This window comes from Marinomonas atlantica (assembly GCF_001639725.1).
Taxonomy (GTDB): Bacteria; Pseudomonadota; Gammaproteobacteria; order Pseudomonadales; family Marinomonadaceae; genus Marinomonas; species Marinomonas atlantica.
In genome coordinates this window covers 27,000-50,606 of record NZ_LTAW01000010.1, presented here as the reverse complement: position 1 = coordinate 50,606, position 23,607 = coordinate 27,000, and the positions used below count along the sequence as shown (strand labels likewise).

23 protein-coding genes and 1 tRNA gene are annotated in these 23,607 nt (G+C 45.0%); 16 read left to right on the top strand and 8 right to left on the bottom strand.

Annotated elements, in window-relative coordinates; translation table 11 throughout:
• Positions 1-21: 21 nt before the first annotated feature.
• Together eutC and AYW75_RS15905 are read right to left on the bottom strand one after the other, a co-directional pair.
• Positions 22-873: an ethanolamine ammonia-lyase subunit EutC gene (eutC, locus tag AYW75_RS15910; RefSeq protein WP_067101577.1), complete on the bottom strand. Its 852-nt coding sequence runs from the start codon at positions 871-873 to the stop codon at positions 22-24.
• A gap of 1 nt (position 874) precedes the next feature.
• Positions 875-2,290 carry an ethanolamine ammonia-lyase subunit EutB gene (locus tag AYW75_RS15905; protein WP_067101575.1) on the bottom strand — a complete coding sequence of 472 codons (1,416 nt, stop codon included), beginning with the start codon at positions 2,288-2,290 and terminating at the stop codon, positions 875-877.
• Between the two features lie 219 nt (positions 2,291-2,509).
• Between AYW75_RS15905 and AYW75_RS15900 the strand changes: the two genes are divergently transcribed.
• Positions 2,510-3,478 carry a helix-turn-helix domain-containing protein gene (locus AYW75_RS15900; RefSeq protein ID WP_067101572.1) on the top strand — a complete coding sequence of 323 codons (969 nt, stop codon included), beginning with the start codon at positions 2,510-2,512 and terminating at the stop codon, positions 3,476-3,478.
• A 112-nt stretch (positions 3,479-3,590) separates the two neighbouring features.
• Here the strand turns inward: AYW75_RS15900 and AYW75_RS15895 are convergent, their stop codons facing one another.
• On the bottom strand, positions 3,591-5,096 hold the full coding sequence (locus AYW75_RS15895; RefSeq protein ID WP_067101569.1) for an alanine/glycine:cation symporter family protein: 1,506 nt from the start codon (positions 5,094-5,096) through the stop codon (positions 3,591-3,593).
• 409 nt (positions 5,097-5,505) lie between these two features.
• Here AYW75_RS15895 and AYW75_RS15890 point away from each other — a divergent pair, with 409 nt between their 5' ends.
• Positions 5,506-6,294, top strand: a complete 789-nt coding sequence (locus AYW75_RS15890) for a DODA-type extradiol aromatic ring-opening family dioxygenase (protein WP_082856568.1) — start codon at positions 5,506-5,508, stop codon at positions 6,292-6,294.
• Between the two features lie 186 nt (positions 6,295-6,480).
• The gene (locus tag AYW75_RS15885) at positions 6,481-8,955 is read left to right on the top strand and encodes a glycogen/starch/alpha-glucan phosphorylase (protein WP_067101566.1); all 2,475 of its coding nucleotides are present in this window, start codon (positions 6,481-6,483) and stop codon (positions 8,953-8,955) included.
• Positions 8,956-8,966: 11 nt separating this feature from the next.
• Here the strand turns inward: AYW75_RS15885 and AYW75_RS15880 are convergent, their stop codons facing one another.
• Both AYW75_RS15880 and adhP read right to left on the bottom strand, forming a co-directional pair.
• A complete protein-coding gene (locus AYW75_RS15880) occupies positions 8,967-9,713 on the bottom strand; it encodes a transporter substrate-binding domain-containing protein (RefSeq protein WP_197478968.1) in 747 nt (248 codons plus the stop codon).
• Between the two features lie 205 nt (positions 9,714-9,918).
• Entirely contained in the window at positions 9,919-10,929 is a 1,011-nt protein-coding gene (adhP, locus tag AYW75_RS15875) for an alcohol dehydrogenase AdhP (protein WP_067101561.1), read from the bottom strand.
• 175 nt (positions 10,930-11,104) lie between these two features.
• Between adhP and AYW75_RS15870 the strand changes: the two genes are divergently transcribed.
• Positions 11,105-11,857, top strand: a complete 753-nt coding sequence (locus tag AYW75_RS15870) for a TSUP family transporter (RefSeq protein ID WP_067101558.1) — start codon at positions 11,105-11,107, stop codon at positions 11,855-11,857.
• Between the two features lie 84 nt (positions 11,858-11,941).
• Here the strand turns inward: AYW75_RS15870 and AYW75_RS15865 are convergent, their stop codons facing one another.
• Positions 11,942-12,781: an isopenicillin N synthase family dioxygenase gene (locus AYW75_RS15865; RefSeq protein WP_067101555.1), complete on the bottom strand. Its 840-nt coding sequence runs from the start codon at positions 12,779-12,781 to the stop codon at positions 11,942-11,944.
• Positions 12,782-13,217: 436 nt separating this feature from the next.
• Between AYW75_RS15865 and AYW75_RS15860 the strand changes: the two genes are divergently transcribed.
• From AYW75_RS15860 to AYW75_RS15810, 11 genes are all read left to right on the top strand, one after another.
• Positions 13,218-13,784 (top strand): YqgE/AlgH family protein, encoded by a 567-nt coding sequence (locus tag AYW75_RS15860; RefSeq protein WP_067101552.1) that lies wholly within the window; start codon positions 13,218-13,220, stop codon positions 13,782-13,784.
• Entirely contained in the window at positions 13,784-14,257 is a 474-nt protein-coding gene (gene ruvX / locus AYW75_RS15855; protein WP_067101549.1) for a Holliday junction resolvase RuvX, read from the top strand. The genes AYW75_RS15860 and ruvX overlap by 1 nt, the downstream gene beginning before the upstream one ends.
• Positions 14,258-14,277: 20 nt before the next feature.
• A complete protein-coding gene (gene pyrR, locus AYW75_RS15850; protein ID WP_067101546.1) occupies positions 14,278-14,775 on the top strand; it encodes a bifunctional pyr operon transcriptional regulator/uracil phosphoribosyltransferase PyrR in 498 nt (165 codons plus the stop codon).
• 158 nt (positions 14,776-14,933) lie between these two features.
• Positions 14,934-15,932 (top strand): aspartate carbamoyltransferase catalytic subunit, encoded by a 999-nt coding sequence (locus tag AYW75_RS15845; protein ID WP_067101543.1) that lies wholly within the window; start codon positions 14,934-14,936, stop codon positions 15,930-15,932.
• Positions 15,933-15,934: 2 nt separating this feature from the next.
• Positions 15,935-17,212 carry a dihydroorotase gene (locus AYW75_RS15840; protein ID WP_067101540.1) on the top strand — a complete coding sequence of 426 codons (1,278 nt, stop codon included), beginning with the start codon at positions 15,935-15,937 and terminating at the stop codon, positions 17,210-17,212.
• A gap of 113 nt (positions 17,213-17,325) precedes the next feature.
• The gene (locus AYW75_RS15835; protein WP_156490874.1) at positions 17,326-18,432 is read left to right on the top strand and encodes a GGDEF domain-containing protein; all 1,107 of its coding nucleotides are present in this window, start codon (positions 17,326-17,328) and stop codon (positions 18,430-18,432) included.
• 27 nt (positions 18,433-18,459) lie between these two features.
• Complete coding sequence (locus AYW75_RS15830) at positions 18,460-19,152, top strand: YggS family pyridoxal phosphate-dependent enzyme (RefSeq protein ID WP_067101534.1); 693 nt, start codon at positions 18,460-18,462, stop codon at positions 19,150-19,152.
• 42 nt (positions 19,153-19,194) lie between these two features.
• Positions 19,195-20,016 carry a pyrroline-5-carboxylate reductase gene (proC, locus tag AYW75_RS15825; RefSeq protein WP_067101532.1) on the top strand — a complete coding sequence of 274 codons (822 nt, stop codon included), beginning with the start codon at positions 19,195-19,197 and terminating at the stop codon, positions 20,014-20,016.
• 18 nt (positions 20,017-20,034) lie between these two features.
• On the top strand, positions 20,035-20,574 hold the full coding sequence (locus AYW75_RS15820; RefSeq protein WP_067101529.1) for a YggT family protein: 540 nt from the start codon (positions 20,035-20,037) through the stop codon (positions 20,572-20,574).
• A 123-nt stretch (positions 20,575-20,697) separates the two neighbouring features.
• Positions 20,698-21,207: a pantetheine-phosphate adenylyltransferase gene (gene coaD, locus AYW75_RS15815; RefSeq protein WP_067101526.1), complete on the top strand. Its 510-nt coding sequence runs from the start codon at positions 20,698-20,700 to the stop codon at positions 21,205-21,207.
• Positions 21,208-21,253: 46 nt separating this feature from the next.
• Positions 21,254-21,505, top strand: a complete 252-nt coding sequence (locus AYW75_RS15810; RefSeq protein ID WP_067101525.1) for a YfhL family 4Fe-4S dicluster ferredoxin — start codon at positions 21,254-21,256, stop codon at positions 21,503-21,505.
• Positions 21,506-21,566: 61 nt separating this feature from the next.
• Here AYW75_RS15810 and AYW75_RS15805 read toward each other — a convergent pair whose 3' ends face one another.
• Both AYW75_RS15805 and trmL read right to left on the bottom strand, forming a co-directional pair.
• Entirely contained in the window at positions 21,567-22,574 is a 1,008-nt protein-coding gene (locus AYW75_RS15805) for a potassium channel family protein (RefSeq protein ID WP_231886232.1), read from the bottom strand.
• 114 nt (positions 22,575-22,688) lie between these two features.
• Positions 22,689-23,165 carry a tRNA (uridine(34)/cytosine(34)/5-carboxymethylaminomethyluridine(34)-2'-O)-methyltransferase TrmL gene (gene trmL / locus AYW75_RS15800; RefSeq protein WP_067101519.1) on the bottom strand — a complete coding sequence of 159 codons (477 nt, stop codon included), beginning with the start codon at positions 23,163-23,165 and terminating at the stop codon, positions 22,689-22,691.
• 118 nt (positions 23,166-23,283) lie between these two features.
• Between trmL and AYW75_RS15795 the strand changes: the two genes are divergently transcribed.
• Positions 23,284-23,359, top strand: a tRNA-Phe gene (locus AYW75_RS15795).
• Positions 23,360-23,607: the final 248 nt, after the last annotated feature.

The window sequence follows — 23,607 nt, the reverse complement described above, 5'->3', positions numbered from 1 at the left end:
TCCTCATGTGTACTGTTATGGTTAAAGTTTTTTAGTGATTAGGAAGTTGTTGTTATGGTTTTCATGCTCCAGCACGGAATCGTCTGTGCGATCCTTAAGTTTGACACCGGAGAGTTGTTTGCTACGTGCTTCATTAAGCAAGTAGAGTGCTTTGCGGGCAGCTTCAGGGTAGTTCAGCCCCGCAGTACGGATATTGGAGATACAGTTGCGAAAGGCATCTGTATGCCCCACCTTAGGGTTCCACGTTAGGTAGAGCCCCATGCTGTCGGGTGAGCTCAAGCCGGGACGCTCACCTACCAGCACAACAACACATTTCGCTTTGAGAAGGTCTCCTATGTGATCGCCAATGGCGACACGACCCTGCTCGACCAAGCAAAGCGGAGCAATGCGCCAAGGCACTGGGCCGTTCGTCAGTTTCGGGATCAATTCTTCTAAAAAGGGCGCTAGGTTCTCTTCAATAGCGAAGGCCGATAGACCGTCAACAATAACAAACGCCAGATCGTATTTGTCATCACACAGGTAAGCGTGATCTTCTAAGGATTGCTCTGAGGTTTTATTCAGAAGGCGACCGTAATCCGGGCGTTGCAGATACATATCGCGATGTTCTGCACGGCTATGTAAACGTAGCGGCTGGCCTTTGGGGCACCAGCTTTGAGATACAAGATTTTCGATCAGTCCATCTATATCGAGAGGAGTGTGAACCGCATCAATGGCTTGGGCATGGGCCAACTGGAAGGCAAGTAGATGTTTGGTTGGCACGCTAATGCCCGCTCGCCCTAAGCCAATTCGTGCGTCTGTAAAGTCACGTAAGCGTTGCCATGGGTTTTCAATGACGGGTTCTTCGATAGGGTGCGTTGGAAAGATTCGCTTCATACTAATGGTCTCCCAGCATGCGTTTTAGTGACGCTTCAAAAGCTGCGGGAATTTTATGATTCAATGTGAACTGGTCATCACTAAAAATGTTGGTGTGTATTAGCCATTGATCAAACTCTGGCGCGGGAGTTAGGCCTAGTGCTTGGCGTACATACATGGCATCGTGGAATGAGGTGGTTTGGTAGTTGAGCATGATGTCATCAGAGCCAGGAATGCCCATGATGAAAGTGCAGCCTGCAACGGCAAGCAACGTCATCAGGTTGTCCATATCATTTTGGTCGGCTTGGGCGTGGTTGGTATAGCAGACATCACAGCCCATGGGTAAACCTAATAGCTTGGCGCAGAAATGGTCCTCTAAGCCTGCTCGAGTAATTTCCTTGCCGTCGAATAAGTACTCTGGACCGATAAAGCCAACGACGGTATTAACCAACAATGGTTTAAATTTCCGCGCTACTGAATAGGCACGTGCTTCACAGGTTTGTTGATCCAGATTGTGGTGTGCATTAGCGGAAAGCGAGCTGCCTTGTCCGGTTTCAAAATACATCACGTTGTCACCCACCGTACCACGCTTGAGTGATAGTGCAGCCTCGCGAGCCTCGGCAAGCGTGGCTAGATTAAAACCAAAACTATCGTTGGTTGCTTGCGTACCGCCAATGGATTGAAACACCAGATCAACTGGAGCGCCTTGTTCTATGCATTCAATGGTGTTGGTGACGTGTGTTAACACGCATGACTGAGTCGGAATCTCGTAGTGTTGAATGACCTCATCCATCATGTTCATCAAACGACAAGCCTGTGCCACATTGTCGGTAGCGGGGTTGATGCCGATGACCGCATCCCCGTTGGCGTACATCAGACCGTCTAAAATACTGGCGGCGATGCCTGTTAAATCATCCGTCGGATGATTGGGTTGTAAACGTGTTGATAAGTGCCCCGGTAAGCCGATGGTGTTCCGAAAAGCGGTTTTTACATGGCACTTCTTACTGACCAGAATAAGGTCTTGGTTGCGCATGATCTTACACACGGCAGCCGCCATTTCTGGTGTCACGCCTAAGCGTATGCGTTCTAAGACAATTGGTGTGGCTAGGTCACTTAGCAGCCAGTCTCGAAAGCCACCGACGGTGAGGTGTGAGATGACAGAAAAAGCGGCCTTGTCGTGTTCGTCGATGATTAGACGGGTAATTTCATCGTCTTCGTAGGGAATTAGCACATCTTCCAAGAACAGTGAGAGAGGGACGTCAGCCAATGTCATTTGCGCAATGGCGCGTTCTTCAGCGGTCTCTGCCGCGACACCTGCAAGACGGTCACCTGAGCGCGCGGGGGTGGCCTTAGCCATTAAATCGGCAAGGCTCTTAAAGCCAAATGTTCGTCCCCCCACTGTATGCCGAAAACGATATTGTGTGTTGTCATTTGCCATATTGGCACCTTTGAGTCTACTTTTAAAAGCCTGCTTTGATAACGCTGCCTTATGGAATAAGAATTGCTATGTAAAGTGATTAGCAAGTTAATCTATTTTGTTGAATACCGTTACATGGGCGTTATCGAATTTTGGCAATTTTTAAAATCCCTTATAAATCAGATAATTATAAAATCTTCATGTTTGCAGTTTGCGCAAATTTGATAAATGGAGAAAAAGATGACAGGGCTAAATAATCACGGCGCACCAATAAAGAGCGTTAAGGTGTCTTGCAAACAGGCCTTTGATGCAGACATGCACGCAGCTAACCTAACGAACTGGCAGCAAGAGTATGACCAAATCAGTCGTGGAGGCTTTCATGGTTCGATTGTGGAACTGCCTTTTAGTGATCTTCAGGTGTTTAAAGAAGTGACCAGTCAGGCATTACAGCAAAAATGTATGGTGTGGCCTGATTCTGTTTGGTTAGGAATCCCTTTAAATGATCAATCAGACAGTCGTATTAATGGGTTGTCAGTTCGATCTGACAATATTATGTGTCGTCCTGGTGGATGTGAGTTTGAACTGACCACACCACAGGACTACGAGTTGTATGGCATGGTCGTTAAGTTGCCAGCATTGATACGTATGGCTGAAATCCACGATGTGGAACTGAAATGGTCTGAGCTCAATGAGTATGGTCGATTAATGTTGCCAGAAAAAACATTGGAAGAGGTGCGTTTCTTGCTCAATCGGTTGTTAGGTTCATGCAGCACTCAAGGGTTGTCCGCACGTATTTCTCATGACCTTGTTATGATGGCATTGTTGGAAGTGCTTAAAGTGGAGCGTCCTGCCCCCGCTCAAACCCAAAGCTATCACCATCGCAAACAGGTTGTGGATTTAGCGCGAGCGTTTATACATGAAAACCCTGATACGCCTCTAACCGTGACGGATCTCTGCCGAGTGACCAACGTGAGTCGACGTTCCTTACAATATGCCTTTGAAAGTATCCTTGATATCAGTCCGATTCAATATTTACGTGTATCTCGTTTGAATGGGGTAAGACGTGCTTTGATGGAGGCAGAAGCGGGACAAAATATCGCTGATTTGGCAGCTCAGTGGGGGTTTTGGCATATGAGCCAGTTTGCGAAAGATTATCGGTTATTGTTTGGCGAACGCCCATCAACAGCGTTATCGCACAACCTTACCTAGCAGGCCTGTTTGGCCGATTAGCGTGGTGTAGGTTGATTAGTTATGTACATAAAAAAACCGCTTGAGATGACCTCAAGCGGTTTTTTATTAATCATACTAACCTGTGGTTAGATTAAGACTTTTTGTTTTTTTGCTCTTCTAGGCGTTGTTCCCAGAAGTCAGCGCCTTGAATACCGAGCGCTTTTGGATCGAAAGTGTATTCTTCCACACCAGCGGCTTTCTGATCTTCATAGTCTTTCAGAGCTTTCATTGTTGGACGAGCCATAAAGAAGATCGCGATGATACCAACGATGTTCAGCCATGCCATCAGACCAACACCTACGTCACCAAGGTTCCAAATGTAGCCAGCCGTGTTCACTGTTCCGTATGCGACCATGAACATGATCAACAGCTTAACAAGCGTTAAAGATACATTAACGTTCAACGCGCGGCGTAGGTACGCTACGTTTGTTTCAGCAATGTAGTAGTACGCTAAGATTGTCGTGAAAGCGAAGAAGAACAAAGCGATGCCGACAAACGCTGAACCAAAGCCACCAAAGATACTTTGCAATGCCATTTGCGTGAACGCAGGTGAGGCAATGATCACATCGGCAGGGATATTTTGTACAATGAATTGGCCATCAGGCAAACTGCCTTGAACGTTGTACTGTTGCGTAATCAAAATCATCAACGCTGTTGCAGTACAAACGAATAATGTATCAACGTAAACTGAGAACGCTTGAACTAGGCCTTGTTGAGACGGGTGCTGAACTTCAGCTGCTGCCGCGGCATGTGGACCAGTACCTTGACCGGCTTCGTTTGAGTAAACACCACGTTTGACACCCCAACCAATTGCTGCGCCAAAACCAGCTTGAGCACTGAATGCATCAGATATGATTAATCCAAAAATGCCAGGAACTTGGTCAACATTTAGGAATACAACGATCAATGCCATGATCACATAGCCCAATGCCATAAAAGGCACGATGACTTGAGTGAAGTTGGCGATGCGCTTGATGCCACCAAAAATGATGAATGCTAGAACAACAAGAATCACAGCTAGAGCAACCAGTTTAGTGGATGCTACTTCACCGAATGAGCTTGAGATAACAGTACCTTGACCGAAAACTTGAACTACAGCGTTACCAACAGAGTTGGCTTGGATACCCGGCAGGAACACACCACAAGCAAGAATAGAAGCTAGAGCAAACAGCACGCCCAACCATTTTAGGCGTAGACCTTTTTCAAAGTAATAAGCTGGACCACCACGGTATTGACCGTTATCGTTCACTTTGTAAATCTGACCAAGAGTGGACTCTGCGTAAGCAGTACTCGCACCAAGGAATGCCACAACCCACATCCAGAATACTGCACCTGGGCCACCGAAGCCGATTGCGGCTGCAACACCAGCAATGTTACCTGTACCAACACGACCTGAAAGAGAGACTGCTAAGGCTTGAAACGATGAAATACCTTTTTCAGATGGCGTAGAGTTAAATAACAATGACCACATTTCTTTGAAATGGCGGACTTGAGCGAATCGAGTCAGGATAGAGTAGAACAGGCCTGCTCCTAAGCATAGATAGATGAGCGCAGGGCTCCAGATGACTCCATTAAGGAAATCAATAAACTCTTGCATAGAGATTCTCCAGTGATATCGCGCGTTGAGCGCTTCTAATTATTTTGATGCTGGTTATCGCCAGCTCGCTACACCGCTAAGTTTACGCCGTCACGATTGGTGACAATGTGTAAGCATCATGGTGCATTAAGTACGACTTGTGTAAATCATGACGTCGAATCTACCATGCTCATCATAAATTTTACATTTGACTAGGTGTTATTTTTTGGCGCTACTTGGTGTTTTTAAGGAGTCTATTGGTATAGCGCTGAACAGTCAATTGGCTGTTTAGATAAGTGACTGCGGTCTATAACTGTTTCTAATGGGGAAATGACTCATTTCTTTTTCATGTATTTATTGTCTTTAAGGATAAGGCTAATGTTTATGCATCGATAAACATTAGGAAAGGAACGGGTTCATGGAGCAATGTATGTCTCATGTCGCATTTATATCTCATGGTGGTGGACCTATGCCAGTGTTAGGGGATCCGAGCCACGTGGAATTGGTTTCTACACTTAAAGTATTACCCGAACAACTACTAAGGCAGCCGTCGGTTATTATCATGATCAGTGCTCATTGGGAAACATCGGGCTTTGAAATAACGGCAGCTGAGAATCCTAATTTGATCTATGACTATTATGGTTTTCCTGATGAGTCTTATCAGTTTCAATACCCTGCTCCGAGTGCACCTAAACTGGCGCGTGATATCGCTGATAAAATGGAAGCGAAAGGTACACGCATACGCTTAAATGGCAAACGTGGATTCGACCACGGTATGTTTATCCCTTTGATGTTGATGTACCCAGAAGCAAATATTCCAGTTGTGCAAATTTCGTTAGCCAGCTCTTTAAGTCCAGATCAGCATTGGATGTTAGGAGAGCAGTTAGCTGAAATTCTTCCTGAGAGAGCGTTGGTGATAGGTTCCGGCTTTAGTTTTCATAATATGCGTGCATTTTTTGCCCCAAAAACACCTCAAGTGAAGCACGATGTGCACGCTTTTCAAGCATGGCTTGATGAAACCATTACCAGTAGTCATGTTGACATAAATGAAGCGAAACAGCGTTGGTTACATTGGTCGGAGGTAGAGGGAGGTAGTTTCTGCCACCCTCGTGAAGAGCACCTAATTCCATTGATCGTATGCCATGCGGTTGCACAGAAACAGGGGCGTTCGATTCCCTTTAGTGCCCTTGGTGTGGAAGCCCGTCACTTTGTTTGGTAGTGCTGAGCGCTAACAACTGTTTTTGATTTAGCCGATTCAAAGAGTCGGCTTTTTTATTGCATGAGTTCAATGCACTAAGTAAGTTGTCTGAGTGCGTATTTATTTCTAGACAGCTTTCGCAATGGCGTTGCAACATACGGCGCCTATATTGAATGCACCCTAACGTTTTACTAGAGGACGATAGCAATGCCGAATACTTCTCAAGAGCTATCCAGTGTCAATACAGCTTCTTGTCTTGAGCTTAAAGAGGGCATTCTTTACCACATGCGTTACACCTTAGCGCTACGTTCTGAGCAAGCTTCAAAGCGCGATTGGTGGCTTTGTTTATCTCTTGCCGTACGTGATCGCATTATAGATGACATGGTGGACACTCAAGCACGTCATAATCAAGACAATGTACGCCGACTTTATTACCTTTCAATGGAATATTTGATGGGGCGAATGCTGGTAAATAACGTGCACAACATTCGAGTGTTCGAGCAAGCACAGCAAGCTATTGCAGAGCTCGGCCAAAACTGGGATGAAATCTGTGACGAAGAAATGGATATGGGGTTGGGCAACGGCGGGTTAGGGCGATTGGCGGCCTGTTTCTTAGATTCGTTAGCAACACTTGATTTACCAGCTGTCGGCTACGGCATTTACTATGAATTTGGTCTGTTCAAACAGGAGTTTCAGAGTGGGAAACAAGTGGAACATCCTGATACATGGATTAACTACGGAACGCCTTGGGAGTTAGTTCGCCCTGAATACGCGCAAACCATTCAGTTTTATGGCCGTGTAGAGGAGTCTTATGACAGTTATGGTAACTATCATCCGCTTTGGGTCGACACCAAAAATGTATTGGGCATTCCCCATGATATCCCCGTCGCGGGTTACGACACTAAAACGGTTAACTTTCTAAGGTTGTGGTCTTCTCGCTCAACAGAGGACTTTGATTTAGATGAGTTCAACAAAGGCGACTACGTTGAAGCGGTGCGATCTAAAGCCATTGGTGAAACGATCTCGAAGGTGCTTTATCCAAACGATACAACGGAAAATGGCAAAGAGCTAAGGCTAGTACAGCAGTACTTTTTCGTGGCCTGTTCTTTGGCAGATATTTTACGACGTTTTGAACGTAATAACGGCTCTGATTGGGAAGTGTTAGCGGAGAAAGCCGCGATCCAACTAAATGATACACACCCAGCGATTGCTGTCGTGGAGTTGATGCGAATTTTAGTGGACGACAAGCGCCTGCATTGGGATCAAGCATGGTCCTTAGTAACCCGAATTTTTGCTTATACCAATCACACTTTGTTGCCAGAGGCGCTTGAGACATGGAGTGTTGCACTGTTTGAAAAGGTATTGCCGCGTCATTTGCAGTTTATTTATGAAATCAACCACCGCCTGATGGATGACGTGGAAGCCCGCTGGCCAGGACGTGATGACATTAAGCAAGCGCTTTCTATTATTGAAGAAGGGCCAGGCAAGATGGTACGTATGGCGCACCTTGCAGTCGTGGGTAGCCATAAAGTGAACGGTGTGGCTGCTTTGCATTCTCAGCTCTTGAAAACGGATTTGTTTGCGCGCTTTGACGAGTTCTATCCAGGTAAGTTTACCAACAAAACCAATGGTATTACCCCAAGGCGCTGGTTATTGAACTGCAATTTAGGTTTAGCGCAACTATTTGATCAATGCGGTATCGAATCTGATTGGCCAAAGAATTTAGACCGTTTACGCAAGTTAGAAGATTTCGCTGACGACCCAGAATTTCAACAAGCCTTCATGAAGGTGAAGTTGCAAAACAAACAGGTATTAGCGCAAGTAATCAAAGCGGAGTGCGGTATTGATGTAGACCCAAACGCTATGTTTGATGTGCAAATCAAGCGTTTGCATGAATACAAGCGTCAGCATTTAACCTTGTTAAATATTTTAACCTTATATCATCGATTACTTAACAATCCAGATATGGATATGGTTCCTCGCGTCTTTATTTTTGGGGCCAAAGCCGCGCCAGGTTATGGTTTAGCTAAAACTATTATTTATGCCATTAATGCTGTAGCGGAAGCTGTTAATAACGATGTTCGCATTCAAGGTAAATTAAAGGTCGTGTTTCTGCCGAACTATCGTGTTTCGTTGGCGGCGAAGATCATCCCAGCGGCAGATTTATCCGAACAAATTTCCACTGCTGGTAAAGAAGCCTCTGGTACAGGGAATATGAAATTGGCTTTGAATGGCGCATTAACCATCGGCACCTTGGATGGCGCTAATGTTGAGATTCAAGAAGAAGTGGGCGATGAGAATATCTTTATTTTTGGGCTGAAAATCGAAGATGTTCAGGCGCTTGATCGTACAGGCTATAATCCGTACGACTACTATTACGGAGATGAAGAACTGAGGAATGCATTAGATTGGCTGTGTTCAGGGTATTTTAGCCCATATGAGCCGCATGCATTCGATGAAATCCGTCGCACCTTATTAGATCACGGTGATCGCTTTAAAGTGCTGGTAGATTATCGTGCTTATGTTGAATGCCAAGAACGAGTGAGTGAGGCTTATCGAGACCAAAATCATTGGGCGAAGATGGCGATTTTGAATACGGCGAGAATGGCTAAGTTTTCATCCGATCGAACCATCCAAGAATACGCAGACGAAATTTGGCATTTGTCTGCTTGCCCAATCTAAAAATGAAAGGGCTATAGATATTCGTCGCGGATAGCTTGGTAAGTGCCGTTACGTTTAATGATCTGTAGTCCTTTATTGAACTCTTGTAGCCGCTCACGTGACTCTGGGTAGTGTTTACTGAAACAGACGTGCAAGGGGACGAGTGGCTCAGAAACAATGTTAGTCACTTTTAGGCGTTTGTGAATCCCAAGGATACGTGCTTGATACAGAGCGGGGTAATCAGACACATAAAATAGGTCAGCTTCGCCACTGACAACAGAGTTTAGGCCTTGGGCGATGTTTTGTGCTAATTGATGAGGAATGTTGAGACTTAGCAATTGTTGTTCCATATCCCAGCCTTCTACGGAAATCGTTTGATAATCCGCAAGGTCATATACAGACTCGATGCCATGAGTATCAAGCTCTACTCGACTAATCACCGCACGACTGGTTGTGCTTAGCTCGTCACTGAAAAACATAAAAGGAGCGCGTTCAGGCCGTCGAGAGCAGGTGACTGTTCCCAAGACGTTTCCTTCTTGTAGATTTTGAACAATGCTTTGCCATGGTTTTTTTTCAAATATGGTCTGAATACCAACGGCTTTGAAAGCGGCTTTGACCACACGTATGTCCATACCAGAGATACTATTATCTGATTCTGAGATCATAATGTAGGGAGGAAAGTTGATCACAGGTAATGTGACGGTCTGAGCCCAAGTATTCATTTGAAAACCGCAAATAACGGACAGCAGCAAAGATTTTTGCATTCGCTGAAAAAACACGTAACCCCCCATAAAGTGATCGTCCTAGAGGCTGGTTGCTGCAAAAAATGCAAGCAATGTTCAAGGACGCGCTAAGATAACACAGACGACCGAAAAAGTGGCAGAAAAACTGGTGTTTTTGTGTGCTAAATAGAGGGCTTATAACGGTAAAAATACTAAATAGTTAGGCACTGGCTTCAGAGTATTGAAACCAGTGCCTAATGGGTTATAAAGACATTACAATACGGCCTGTGATATCGCCTTTTTCCATGTCTTCAAAGATGGCGTTGATATCGTCGAGCTTTTTCTCGGTAATGATTGCTTTGACTTTGCCACGTGCCGCGAATTCAAGACACTCTTCAAGGTCTTTGCGAGTACCAACGATTGAACCAACAACACTAACGCCATTAAGAACAGTATCAAAGATAGGCAATGGCATGTCTTCAGGTGGCAGGCCAACTAATACGCATTTGCCGCCGCGACGAACCACGTCATAGCTTTGTCGGAACCCCGCTTTACTCACTGCTGTACAGACACTGCCATGAACACCACCTGTTGCTTCACGGATATCTTCGACCACATTGTCTGTTTTAAAATCAAAGAAGTGCTCAGCTCCTAGTGAGGTGGCTAATTCACGCTTCGCTTCACCGGTATCAACGGCGACGACGCGTAAACCCATTGCTACGGCATATTGAACAGCTAGGTGCCCAAGTCCACCTATACCAAACACTGCGACCCATTGGCCTGGTTTTGCATCGGATACTTTTAATGCTTTATACGTTGTTACACCTGCGCAGAAAAGCGGAGCCGCATCCACGAAATTTAAGTTCTCAGGAACTTTAATGACGTAGTCTGCATGCGCTGCACAATATTCGGCGTAACTGCCTGCGACCGAGTAGCCTGCATTTTGTTGCGACATACACAAACTTTCTTGTCCAGCTAAGCAATATTCACAATGACCACAAGCACTGTAAAGCCATGGAATACCAACTCGATCACCAAGGCTGAGATGTGTTACTGCGCTGCCGAGCTCTACAATTTCACCAACGCCTTCGTGGCCAGGAATTAGCGGCAGTGTAGGTTTGACGGGCCAATCACCGTGGCAGGCATGTAAATCCGTATGACAAACACCACAGGCATGAATTTTAACTAAGATTTGGTGTGGTTCAATGGTAGGCTTTTGTACGTCTTCAATGTTAAGGATTGAGCCAAACGTATTGGCAACAGCAGCTTTCATAAAATACTCCCTTAATTATTTTAGTGTCGCTCAGAAGATAAGAAGAATTATCAACGGCTGTTTTAACACTAGTGGAACGTGTAATAATTACTTGTTTCGTAGTCCAAAACTGTTGTCTCTGAGTCCATATATGCATGTTTCATGCTTTTGATAAGGTTTAAATAAGGTTGTTTTTATGACGCTGTCACTAATGGTTTTACTCTCGGTTATTGCTTTTGGAACCTACATTCAAACAGCAACAGGGTTTGGCTTTGGTTTAGTGGTATTGGGCATTGGTGGTGCACTTGGTTTATTGCCAATAGCCGACTTAGCGTTTATTGCCAGTGCGCTAAGCATTGTAAACAGTGTGTCGGGCTTATATGGAAATGTTTGGCGACAGGCTCAATTTCGCCAGATGCTTGTATTTCTTGCCATAGCATTACCGATGGTGGCTGTTGGACTCTATTGGTTAGAACATATGGGTCAATATGCGTTGAATTTATTGCAAGGCTTGCTGGGGTGCGTGATGATACTCGTGTGCCTGAGTTCACTGTTACGCCCTGATCCGCAAGCGGCGTTATCCCCATCATGGCATTTTGGTGTCAGTGGTGCATTTGCTGGAATTTTGAGTGGCTTGTTTTCTACTGCAGGGCCGCCGATATCGTATTTGATGTATCGCCAGCCAGTTGAACTGATTGTTATACGAGCGACGCTATTGAGCGTATTTCTTGTTTTGGCTGGATTTCGTACCGGTGCGTCTATGGTCTCAGGACTTGTCACAAGCGATATGATTACGGTGTCGGTGTTGGGTGCGCCCATTGTGCTGTTCGGTACCATGCTGTCACGACGTTATCTGCTGTCATTATTACCCGCTACCATAGTAAAACGCATTGCCATGATAATGCTGTTGATTTCAGGTGGAACATTGCTGCTTAAAGCCCTTTATTAAAGCTTTTTGCTACCGAACAACGGTTAACAAAAAATGGCACCAGTTTTAAGCTGGTGCCATTTTTTGTAGTTAGGTGTGTAGTTTTTAAATTACACCAAGTTCGGTTAAGCGCTCATGTAAATAGGATCCTGCCGTATGCCGATCCGATAACACAACATCTGGACGCGGGTGCAGGAACAAAGGCAGTGAAATACGTGATTTGGTTTTATCAGTGCCTTCTGGATTGATAACGCGGTGGGATGTCGATGGAAAATAGCCTCCAGAGGCTTCTTGTAACATATCTCCAATGTTAACAACGAGGTTGCCAAAGTCGCATGGTACATCTATCCAGCGGCCGTCTTTGAGCTTTACTTGTAACCCTGGCTCATTCGCCGCAGGTAGAATAGTAATCAAGTTTATATCTTCATGTGCCCCTGCTCGAATGGCTCCGAGTTCTTCATCCCCTTGCAGAGGTGGATAGTGTAAGACGCGTAATAAAGTTTGGTCGCTGTTTTCAATCATACCTGATAGCGGTTGAGAGTAGTGACTTGCTACCTCTTCGGGTGAATGCTGTTCAATCCAACCGAGCAGCTCCTCAGCCAATGTGTTGGCTTCTCCGTAATAATGTGTCAATTGGTCTTTATGTTGTGCAGGGCACTGTCCCCAAGGGTAATAGTGGAAGTATTCTTTGATGTCTTTTTTACTGTGGCCTTTTGCTGTCTCTGACACTTCGGGGGGAAAGTAACCGTCTTGTGTGCCCACGTTATAGTGGTAAGTATGCTTTTCTGCACTGTTATAAAAATCTTGCCAGTCGCGGTATATGTCTGATACCAGTTGCTGGCGAATAGGGTGATTTTTTAGTACACCAAAGCCCGTTTCTCGAAGGGATTTGACAAAGTCTTGGGCGGCATTTGGACTGCGGTAATCGACGGCTTCTAAAGTCATGTTGTCTTCCTATGATCAAATTCGATATGTGCTAGAGGGTAACCTACTAACAGAAAATAAATTGATGAAACCAGAAAGTGTGACTAGGAAGACCAGCCATTATGGAAGAAATAGCGTAGGTCGATGGCTTCTTCAAGGTAGTGATCACGCCATTTCTCTAAACTAAGTTGTTGAGATTTGTCGTACAAGAGAGCCTCCATTTACGTCGTATGTGATAAAAATGTAACCGTTTGGTCGAATATTGATTAGTTTAACAGCATTTTTTGCAAAATGAAGGTGAATTCAGAAAATACGCGCTTGTTTCTAGGCAAATTCATTCTTTGGCCTATACTGGCAATACGGTTCTCGATTTACAGGTTTTTTGAAAGAGCGTTTTTATCAATCGAGAAAGACTGACGCGAGCTCTTGCGTCGTTTTCAAATAGAGGGCGTTTTGTATGACGAATACTTTTCAATCGTTAAAGCATCATTTTTTGATTTCTATGCCACATTTGAACGATCCAAACTTTGAACATACCGTTGTGTATTTATGTGAGCACACGGACACTGGCGCGATGGGGGTTATCATCAACCGTCCTTCCAGTATTGATTTTGGCGAGCTTGCAGAGCATTTGGGTATGCAGATGGCTCGCCCTAAACTGACTTCCGAAACCATCTATGTGGGTGGCCCTGTAGAGTCTGAACGAGGTTTTATTCTGCATTCTAGTGATAGAAGTTGGGGGAACACATTAGCTGTGACTGAGGATGTGTGTTTATCAGCTTCCCTTGAAACTCTGGAGCATATTGCTGCTGGAGATGGTCCTGAATCGTTTCTTATTACCTTAGGATGTGCTGGATGGGATGAAGGCCAGCTAGAAAATGAAATAGCGAACAATGATTGGCTGGTGTGTGAAGCGGATTTAGACGTATTATTTAATACACCGTGTGATATGCAGTTTAGTGCCGCGACAAAAGTACTAGGCTTGGATATGAGTTTTTTATCGCCAGAAATAGGACACGCTTGATGACCCAAGTGTCAACATCAGATACACCATCAAACCCCAATGCAGCATACACTGCATTGGGGTTTGACTTTGGTACGACCCGAATTGGCGTGGCTTTTGGCCAGAGCCTAACAGGACAAGGTCGTCCTCTTAATCCATTGAAAGCGAAGGAAGGCATTCCTAACTGGGATACGATCAGTGCTTTAGTTGAAGAATGGCTGCCAGATGCCTTTGTGGTGGGGTTGCCTTTGAATATGGACGGTAGCGAAAATGAAATGTGCCAACGGGCACGAAAATTCGCGAAGCGTCTACATGGACGTTATAACCGTCCTTACCATATGATGGATGAACGCCTCTCGTCCTATGAAGCGAAAGGGCATGTGATTGCTCAAGGCGGGCATCGGAACTTTAAAGAAAATTCGGTCGATGGGCTGGCGGCACAAATGATTTTGGAATCATGGTTTGCTCAGCAGGCGTCTGAACCCGAAGAATGAATCAAGGATAACCATCACAGATGACGTTGGATCTCGATAAAGCGCTGAACTCAATGAAACAGCAGCTAGCTGAATATTGTCAGCAGCACAACCTAGAAAACCCAATAGTAGTCGGTATTCATTCAGGTGGCGTATGGGTGGCAAATGAAATTCTTAACGCCGTACCTACCAGTGAAGAACTGGCAACGTTAGACATTACTTTTTATCGTGATGACTTTACTCGGGCGGGTCTACACCCACAAGTTGGGCACACTAATCTACCCGCTATCGAAGATCGTCACGTCATTCTGGTTGATGACGTGTTGATGTCGGGGCGTACGATCCGTGCTGCAATGAACGAGATTTTTGATTTCGGTCGTCCGGCGAGTATCACCTTGGCGATCTTGTTTGATCTTAATAGTCGTGAGTTGCCGATTCGTGCGGATATTGTCGGCGAGAAACTGACTTTGGCTGAAAATCAAAGGATAAAACTGTCTGGTCCGACACCATTGTCTGTTTCTGTGATGGAAACCCACTAAAATCAGTGCTTACGCTTTATTTTTTAAGCAACTCATACGACAATTAGTTCTTGGATACTGTGGTTCGCTGGTAATCATCTAGCCCCACGAATGCCCGGCGTAGCCAAGTCTACGCCGGGCATTTTCCTATCATACATAGTGATTGAGGAAAGCAAACTATGATGCGATCCGACCCTCGGGCGTTACAGTTAAACGAACAAGGTCAACTAAAGCACTTTCTAACCTTGGATGGCTTAAGTAAAGATATTCTGACAGAGATTCTCGATCGTGCCGAATCGTTCCTTTCAATGGGCGAGCAGTCCGTTAAGAAAGTCCCTCTGTTGCGTGGTAAAACAGTCGTTAATCTCTTCTTTGAAAATTCCACGCGTACTCGTACAACATTTGAGTTAGCGGCAAAACGCTTATCGGCGGATGTTATCAACCTCAATATCGCCACGTCAGCGACGTCGAAAGGTGAATCCTTACTCGATACTTTACAAAACCTTGAAGCGATGCAAAGTGACATGTTTGTCGTGCGCCATCAAGACAGTGGTGCTCCGCATTTCATCGCCGAAAACTGTACTCCAAATGTTGCCATTATTAATGCCGGTGATGGGCGTCATGCTCACCCTACGCAAGCAATGCTGGATATGTTGACCATTCGACGCCACAAGGGCCAATTCGAAGGTTTAAAAGTAGCCATAGTGGGAGACATCCTTCACTCCCGTGTAGCACGCTCTGAATTGCATGCTTTAAAAACGTTAGGCGTTGATGATGTTCGTTTGGTGGGGCCAAAAACATTGGTGCCAGAGTACTTTCGAGACATGGGCGCGACGATCTGTCATGACTTAAAAGTGGGTCTTGATGATGTGGATGTTGTCGTTATGTTGCGACTTCAAAAAGAGCGTATGGCGGGGGCTTTGCTTCCTAGTGAAAGCGAGTTTTACCGTTTATACGGTTTGACTGAAGAAACATTGGCGTGGGCTAAGCCCGATGCCATTGTTATGCACCCAGGCCCAATTAACCGCGGTGTGGAAATTTCTTCGGAGGTGGCGGATAGCGACCGAGCTGTCATTCTTGATCAAGTGACCAATGGTATTGCTGTGCGAATGGCTGTGATGTCCATGGCGATGAGTGGACAAATGCAAGAGCAACAGGCAGCAGGAGATGAGGACTAACTATGAAATTGCGTATTAGTAATGGTCGTGTCATCGACCCAAGTCAACATCTTGATGCTGTTGTGGATCTGTTTGTCGAAGATCATCGTATAGTGGCCATTGGCGAAGCCCCCTCCGATTTCGACGACTGCGATGTTATTGATGTCGAAGGGAAGTGGATTTTACCAGGGTTGGTTGATACCGCTGTTGCCTTAAGAGAGCCTGGCTACTCACAAAAAGGTACCATTGCCTCTGAAGGTCGGGCGGCCGTTTCTGGTGGTGTGACCACGCTGATTTGTCCGCCTAACACGAAGCCGATTGTGGATACCCCAGCCGTTGCTGCTTTGATTCAAGATAAAGCGGATGACGCGGGTATGGCGAATGTTTTCCCTATTGGTGCGCTCACGCAAGGTTTGCAAGGTGAGCAACTGAGTAACATGGTTGCTTTGACAGATGCAGGGTGTGTGGCGTTGTCCAACCATGGTTATGATATAGCCAGCAATCGAGTCCTTTCTCGTGCGCTTGAATACGCAGCAACACATGATTTATTGGTGGTCTTTCATTCAGATGATAGCAGTCTATCTGAAGGTGGATGCGCCCATGAAGGCATGATGTCTACCATGCATGGCTTGGCTGGAATTCCAGAAACAGCAGAGACCATTGCGCTGATGCGGGATTTGTTACTGGTTGAAAAAAGCGGAGTACGAGCGCACTTTGCTCGAATATCTTGTGCTAAGTCTGTTGAAATGATTGCCAATGCTAAAGCCTCAGGATTAGATGTCACATGTGATGTTGCGCTGCATAACCTGCTATTAACAGATGAAGTATTGAAAGAATTTGATGGTCAGTTCCATGTTATTCCACCATTGCGTTCTGAAAATGATCGTTTGACCCTTATTGAGGGGTTAAAAACAGGTGTTATCAATGCGATTTGTTCTGATCATCAGCCTCACGAAAAAATGGCCAAAGTTGCGCCGTTTGCGGCAACAGAGTCAGGTATGGCAAACGTAGAAGTTCTTCTGCCTTTAGCGCTACGTTTGATGGATGAGGGAGACCTATCTTTGGACCAGTTGCTCACAGCTTTGACCAATGGCCCAGCGGCGTGCTTTGGTCTTGAAGCGGGCTCTTTAGCCGCTGGCAGTTTTGCTGATTTCGTTATTTTTGATAGTACAGAAAAGTGGCTATGGAATCATTCAACGCGTAAGTCTAAGGGCTTGAATTCGGGCTTTTCAGGAGAAGAAATGACGGGTCGGGTTGTACAAACCTTCATTTCTGGACAGCGTGTATACAAACTTAACTAGCTTTGCTCAGAATACACTCTGACTTATGTTAGAGTTATCATGTTTATATAAATACGCCCTGCTGGGCGTATTTATATTTGTTAGATGCTTTAACTGGTTTGGTAATGGGACCTATGGATACAGCGAAAATGGATGCACTGAAGCAGGATGTGTCACAGACTGAGGCCGTGCATGAACCTCTGATACAACGAGACTTTTTATTACAGCTACGCAAAGTTGATCAGGTTTTGCTAGATCTAGTGGCGAGCAGCGCTGGTTTGACTTCGTATATTGAACAGGTTGTTAAAAGTATTTGGACGCTATTTCCTAATACTCTGCGTCCTTGCGTTATTTGGTGTGATAAAGAGCTGGTTCAGTGGCGCATTTTGAACTTTCAGGATTGGTCAGAAATGACCGATTCTCTAGGTGCTCTTCACCATATACCACAGACATTATCAACTTTCGTAGCCAGCCCTTCACGACCGTTTGCGAGAGAGCAAAATCTATCAACCAAAACGGATTGGACCTGTTGGCACAAGGCATTGAATGATCACTTCTTAGAAACATGTGACATGGTGAGTTTTCATGATGAGAATAAAAATTGGCTGACTTTTTGTCTATTTTCACCAAATCTGAGTAATGAAACTGAGCGTCGCCTGTACTATTGGTCCATCGAACAAGTGCTGCAAGCATTACCGTATTGGTTTAATGCCATCGTGAGACGCCTTCACACAGATGTTTTGCTGCAGGAACACACTAATGAAGTAACCGGTTTACTTCAGTCTCATGCTTTTGATAAAGCATTGGATATGATGTTGCGAGATGCACGCCGATATTTTCAGCGCTTGGCTTATGTCACAGTATTAGTGAATGAAGAAGCAAACGCTGATGAACTAAAATTGTTGTCAGATACGCTACGAGAAACGTTGCGAGACAATGATCTGTTAGCCAATAAAACAGATCATGAGTTTGTTATGGCTATGCGGATTATGCAGCTAGATGACGCTCCAATCGTGGCACAAAAAATAGAAAGAGCCTTACTCAAAGTGGATCCGAGCCAAGTTTCCATATTAAGTGGCGACGTCAAAATAGGCATGTCTTTGTACCCAGAGCAAGCGGACCATAAAAAGCTGCATGTTGCGTCTGTGGCAGCGGCTAAAGCTGTTTCGGAGCAGTTAGGTTATCGTCTCGAATATTACGGTCAGTTTGTTCAGTGCTTAGATGAAGCATACGACGTTTAATGCATTTAACACGTTAGAGGAAAAGTTGTGTCTGTCGCGGAAAACCTTAAGCATGTACGACAACAGATCTTAGAGCTAGAGCAAAGGGTTAATCGTACCTCCGGTAGCGTTTGTTTGTTAGCGGTAAGTAAAACTAAACCTTTAGCTGATATAGAAGCAGCTTATGCGGCTGGTCAGCGTAGATTTGGTGAAAACTACGTTCAAGAAGCGGTAGATAAAAACGAGAGTTTGAGCCATCTAAAAGATATAGAGTGGCATTTCATTGGTCCGATCCAATCCAATAAGTCTCGTCAGATAGCGGAAACGATGACATGGGTGCACACCATTGATCGAGAAAAAATTGCACGTCGATTAAGTGAGCAGCGTCCTGCTAATTTGCCTCCATTGAATGTTCTAATTCAAGTAAATATTAGTGGGGAAGTGTCTAAGTCCGGTATTTTATTAGAGCAGCTTGATGACATGATATTGTTGGTGAAACAGCTGCCTAATATCAAATTGCGAGGGCTAATGGCTATTCCTGCGCCGCAAACCAGCGAAACGGATCAAATTCAAGTATATGCTCCGCTTTATCAGGCCTTTAAAGCACTGCAACAACAAGATTGCGATATTGACACCTTGTCTATAGGAATGTCTGGAGATATGGCTGCTGCCATTGCATCAGGCAGTACCATGGTACGTGTTGGGACTGCAATTTTCGGTGCGCGAGATTACACATCATAGCGAGTATAACTCGCATAAGTCATTCGTTAAAATAGGTGAAAAATGAGTTTAAAAATTGCTTTCGTAGGTGTGGGTAATATGGCATCTGCGATCATTGGCGGCTTGCGTGCAAGCGGTTACAAAGGCGAGTCTATTGTCGGCAGTTCCATTAGCGTAGACGACCATGCAGCGATTGAGCAGCGTTTTGGTATCAAAATGTATGTCGACAACAAAGATGCTGTCGCGCAAGCGGATGTAGTCTTTTTATGTGTTAAGCCTAATATGCTGCAATCAGTTGTGGAAAGTTTTGCCGATGTGGTACGTGATGATCAGTTGTTTATTTCCGTTGCTGCAGGTATTGAGCTTGGAGCATTAGCGACATGGTTGGTTAAGCCCGTTGCCGTGATTCGCTCTATGCCGAATACACCAGCATTGGTCGGCAGTGGTATGTCAGGTTTGATTGCCAATGACAAGACGACTGAACAGCAAAAAGAATGGGCTGCTCAGGCATTTGATAGCTTTGGTAGCCATGTTTGGGTCAATGAAGAAGACCAAATGCATACGGTCACCGCGTTATCTGGTAGCGCGCCTGCGTATTTTTTTCGTGTTCTAGAAGCCATGATTGAAGCAGGTAAGGCGCAAGGTCTGGATGAAGTTACTTGCCGTAAGCTGTCGACGTATGCAATGAAAGGGGCAGCTGAAATGGTGACTCAATTAGATGATGACATTGCCCAGCTTCGTCGTAATATTACCTCGCCAAATGGTACTACTCAGGCGGCGTTGGAAACGTTAGAAGAGCAGGGTATTGAACCACTGATGACTGCTGCGATCGAAGCTTGCGCTAAGCGCTCTAAAGAACTTGGTGAAGAGTTTGCCAACAATTAATGTAAATAGGAGCCAAAAATGGGCGATCCGCTAATTCTCATCGTTAAAACATTAGGTAATTTGTACCTATTTATTGTCTTGTTGCGTTTGGTTTTACAATTAACACGTGCGGACTTTTATAACCCTATCAGTCAAGGAATCGTGAAAGCGACCAGCCCTCTATTGAAGCCCTTGCGCAAAGTGATTCCGTCCATTGGGCGTGTTGATACGTCTTCTGTGATATTGGCTTTGGCTGTGCAAGCGTTAATTCTTGTTCTCGTGATGACTATTGTGGGTTACCAGCTAACGCCTACGCATTACGTGATTTATACGGTGGCAGGCGTGGTCTACCACTTGCTGGACTTGTATTTCTGGGCCATGTTGATTTCGGTGATCCTAAGTTGGGTCGCACCTTCGTCAAGTCATCCTGGAGCACTGCTGGTGATGCAAATATGTGAACCTTTGTATCGCTTATGCCATCGTTTTATTCCATCTTTGGGCGGTTTTGATTTATCACCGATCTTTATTTTTCTGGGTATTTCGGTGCTGAAACAATTTATTGCCCCTTTTGTTATTTAAACAAATTGGGAGTGATTTAGGCGGCTGATTTGAGTAGAGCAGAATATTCTTATATGATGCCCAGCCTAAAGGTAAGCCGAGAATCGTCTGGTTCTTTAAACAAAACTAACTTGGACTAAAGCTATGAGTACAATCGCAGTTTACCCAGGCACTTTTGATCCCATCACAAACGGTCATACTGATCTTGTGGAGCGTGCGGCTAAACTGTTTCCGAAGGTTATTGTTGCTGTAGCGGCAAGTCCTAAGAAACGACCGGTCTTGGCTCACGATGTGCGAATTGAACTGGCTAAAGATATCTTGGGGCATTTAGATAATGTTGAAGTACTTGGCTTTGATAACCTATTAACAGAGTTTACACGCTCTGTTAAGGGGCAGGTTGTTGTGCGCGGATTACGTGCTGTCTCGGACTTTGAGTACGAATTTCAGCTGGCGAATATGAACCGCGTTATTGCACCGGATGTAGAGAGCCTATTTTTGACGCCGTCAGAAAAGCACTCCTATATATCGTCAACATTGGTGCGTGAGATTGCTTCATTGGATGGTGACTTCGGAATGTTTGTTCACCCTAAAGTGAAGCATGTGTTAACCGAACACTATCATAAAGCCGCCTTGGCGGCTGAAAAGCGTTCTTGATTGATTATATGAATGCCGAACGGCATCAGATTAATAGGAGAGCATCATGTCTCTAATCATTACCGATGAATGCATCAACTGTGATGTATGTGAGCCAGAGTGTCCAAACGAAGCAATTAGCCAAGGTGAAGAGATCTACGTGATCGATCCTTCTAAATGCACCGAATGTATTGGTCACTACGATGAGCCTCAATGCCAGCAGGTATGTCCTGTTGACTGTATCCCTCACGATCCTAATTTTAAGGAATCAGAAGAGCAGTTGATGGAAAAGTACCTTGTGTTGACGGGTCAACTTTAATTAAAAAAGCCAAGCAAGAGTTGCTTGGCTTTTTTTATGCATCAAGAGCTCGATCTAAACGTCAGTTTTTAGGAGCTAGAAGCGCTTTTACTTCCGCACCGGTGGGCGTTACCTGATCTTCTCCAATTAGTAAAATTAGGGCATTTAAGCTAATGTGCTCACTTGATTTAGGGTGCGTCACAATGTTCCCCATCGTATCTTCAAAGCCAATGGCGGTCCCCATATCTCGTTGAATCAATTGAGTCACCACATCCGCCCAGCGTACATCGTATAACGAGACATTGATACGTACAGTGTGATCACCTTGGTAACGAAACAAATCTTCGAGTACTTGCTCGGTACCTGGTGCGACAATAGAGCGTACCAGCATTTCAGGGTAAGCGCGTATTGGTCGAATAACTGCTTTAGCGCCCGCTTCACGAAAGCGTTGGCGGTTTGCGTCATCAATGGCTTCTGCCAATATAAAAGCTTCTGTCCCGATTTCTTGGATGCGATGTAAGGTGTCAAATACTAAGCTGTCACTGTGAGCATTCAAGCTATCCGGTGACAGCACGACAATGTATCTGGCGTTTGCTACCCCAGCACTGTAGAGCATCCCAGGACTGGTTGCATCACCTGTGTGGTGAACCACGCCTTTTGCCCTAAGTGTTTCTGGTAGTCCCTCTGGAAATTTAGGTGTCAGAATTTGAATGGGTACATCATCTAACCCAGGGGTATTGCAAACTTGTTGAACCATCAAGCTCAAGTAGCGTTCAGTATTCGTTGAGGGGGTATTGATGATTAAAAGGTGATCCTGCATGTCGCTCCACTCCAAACGTCCTTTGATCTTCATTTCTTTACGTATAAGGCGCATTTCTACGTAATCACTGGCAATTTGAGCAAGTAAGGTTATGCCCATGCCATAGATTAATACAATGGTGGCAAACTGCCCCCAAAAAGTCGCTGCCGATAAGTCACCATAACCTGTGGTGCTGGCCGAGGTCATGGTTAACCAAAACGCTTGCCACCAATCTAAATCTTCAAAATACACCATCGCGATGCTGTGCACAGCAACCACCATAGCGAGCATGAAAAAACGCCGCTTTAGGTCTTTAACTGCATGAAGGTGAACTTGTTTGCGATATCTTAATCGGGACCGAGTCTGACGATGTATTAGCTTTCCAAGCAGCATAGTTCGTTCTCTTTATTCCGAGCTGGGTAATTCGTAATCTAGTTGTCGCCATGATTCATAGACCATCACAGCGACGGTGTTAGAAAGGTTTAAACTACGTGAGCCAGTTTGCATCGGCAAGCGTAAACGCTGGCTATAGGGCAGTGCTTCAATAAAATCGTTTGGCAGGCCCCTTGTTTCTGGACCAAATACAAGAACATCATTGGCTTTAAACTGTGCTTCAGAATGGGTGTGGCTGCCTTTTGTGGTTAAGGCATAAACAGTGCCCAATTGCCCTGCGTTCTGCTCTAGAAAGGTTTCCCAGTCGGCGTAGCGTTTAACATTTGCCAATTCGTGATAATCAAGCCCAGCACGACGCACTTTTTTCTCATCTAAATCAAAACCAAGCGGCTCGATAAGATGCAGCTTGTAACCCGTGTTGGCGCAAAGTCGGATGACATTGCCCGTATTAGGTGGAATCTCTGGTTGGTATAAAACAATATTTAGCATCTAAGGTCTCCTCAAGATGTGTTTATCATACCAGAGCGCGCTAATTTACTAACTTACCAATAAAAAATTTAAAAAAGTGTTGACGACTATAACCAGTTATTTATAATACGCCGCACTTGCCCAGATAGCTCAGTCGGTAGAGCAGAGGATTGAAAATCCTCGTGTCGGTGGTTCGATTCCGCCTCTGGGCACCATTTAAAGCCTCGCTTATAGCGGGGTTTTTTAGTTTCTAGCCCCTTCAAAAAACCAACCTTCAAATTCAGCATGTGTGATTGCCGGTTAACTATCTTTTAATCCCTAAGAAGCGCACTTACACATTCTTTCATCTTTTCTTATGTTTCAAAGCTCAGCTTTGCTATATTCGAAAGAATAGATAATGCTGTAGAAGATTGCTTTTAAGTAGCCCTTCTGCCAATGCGGGTACCAAGGTTAGAAAAGGGTA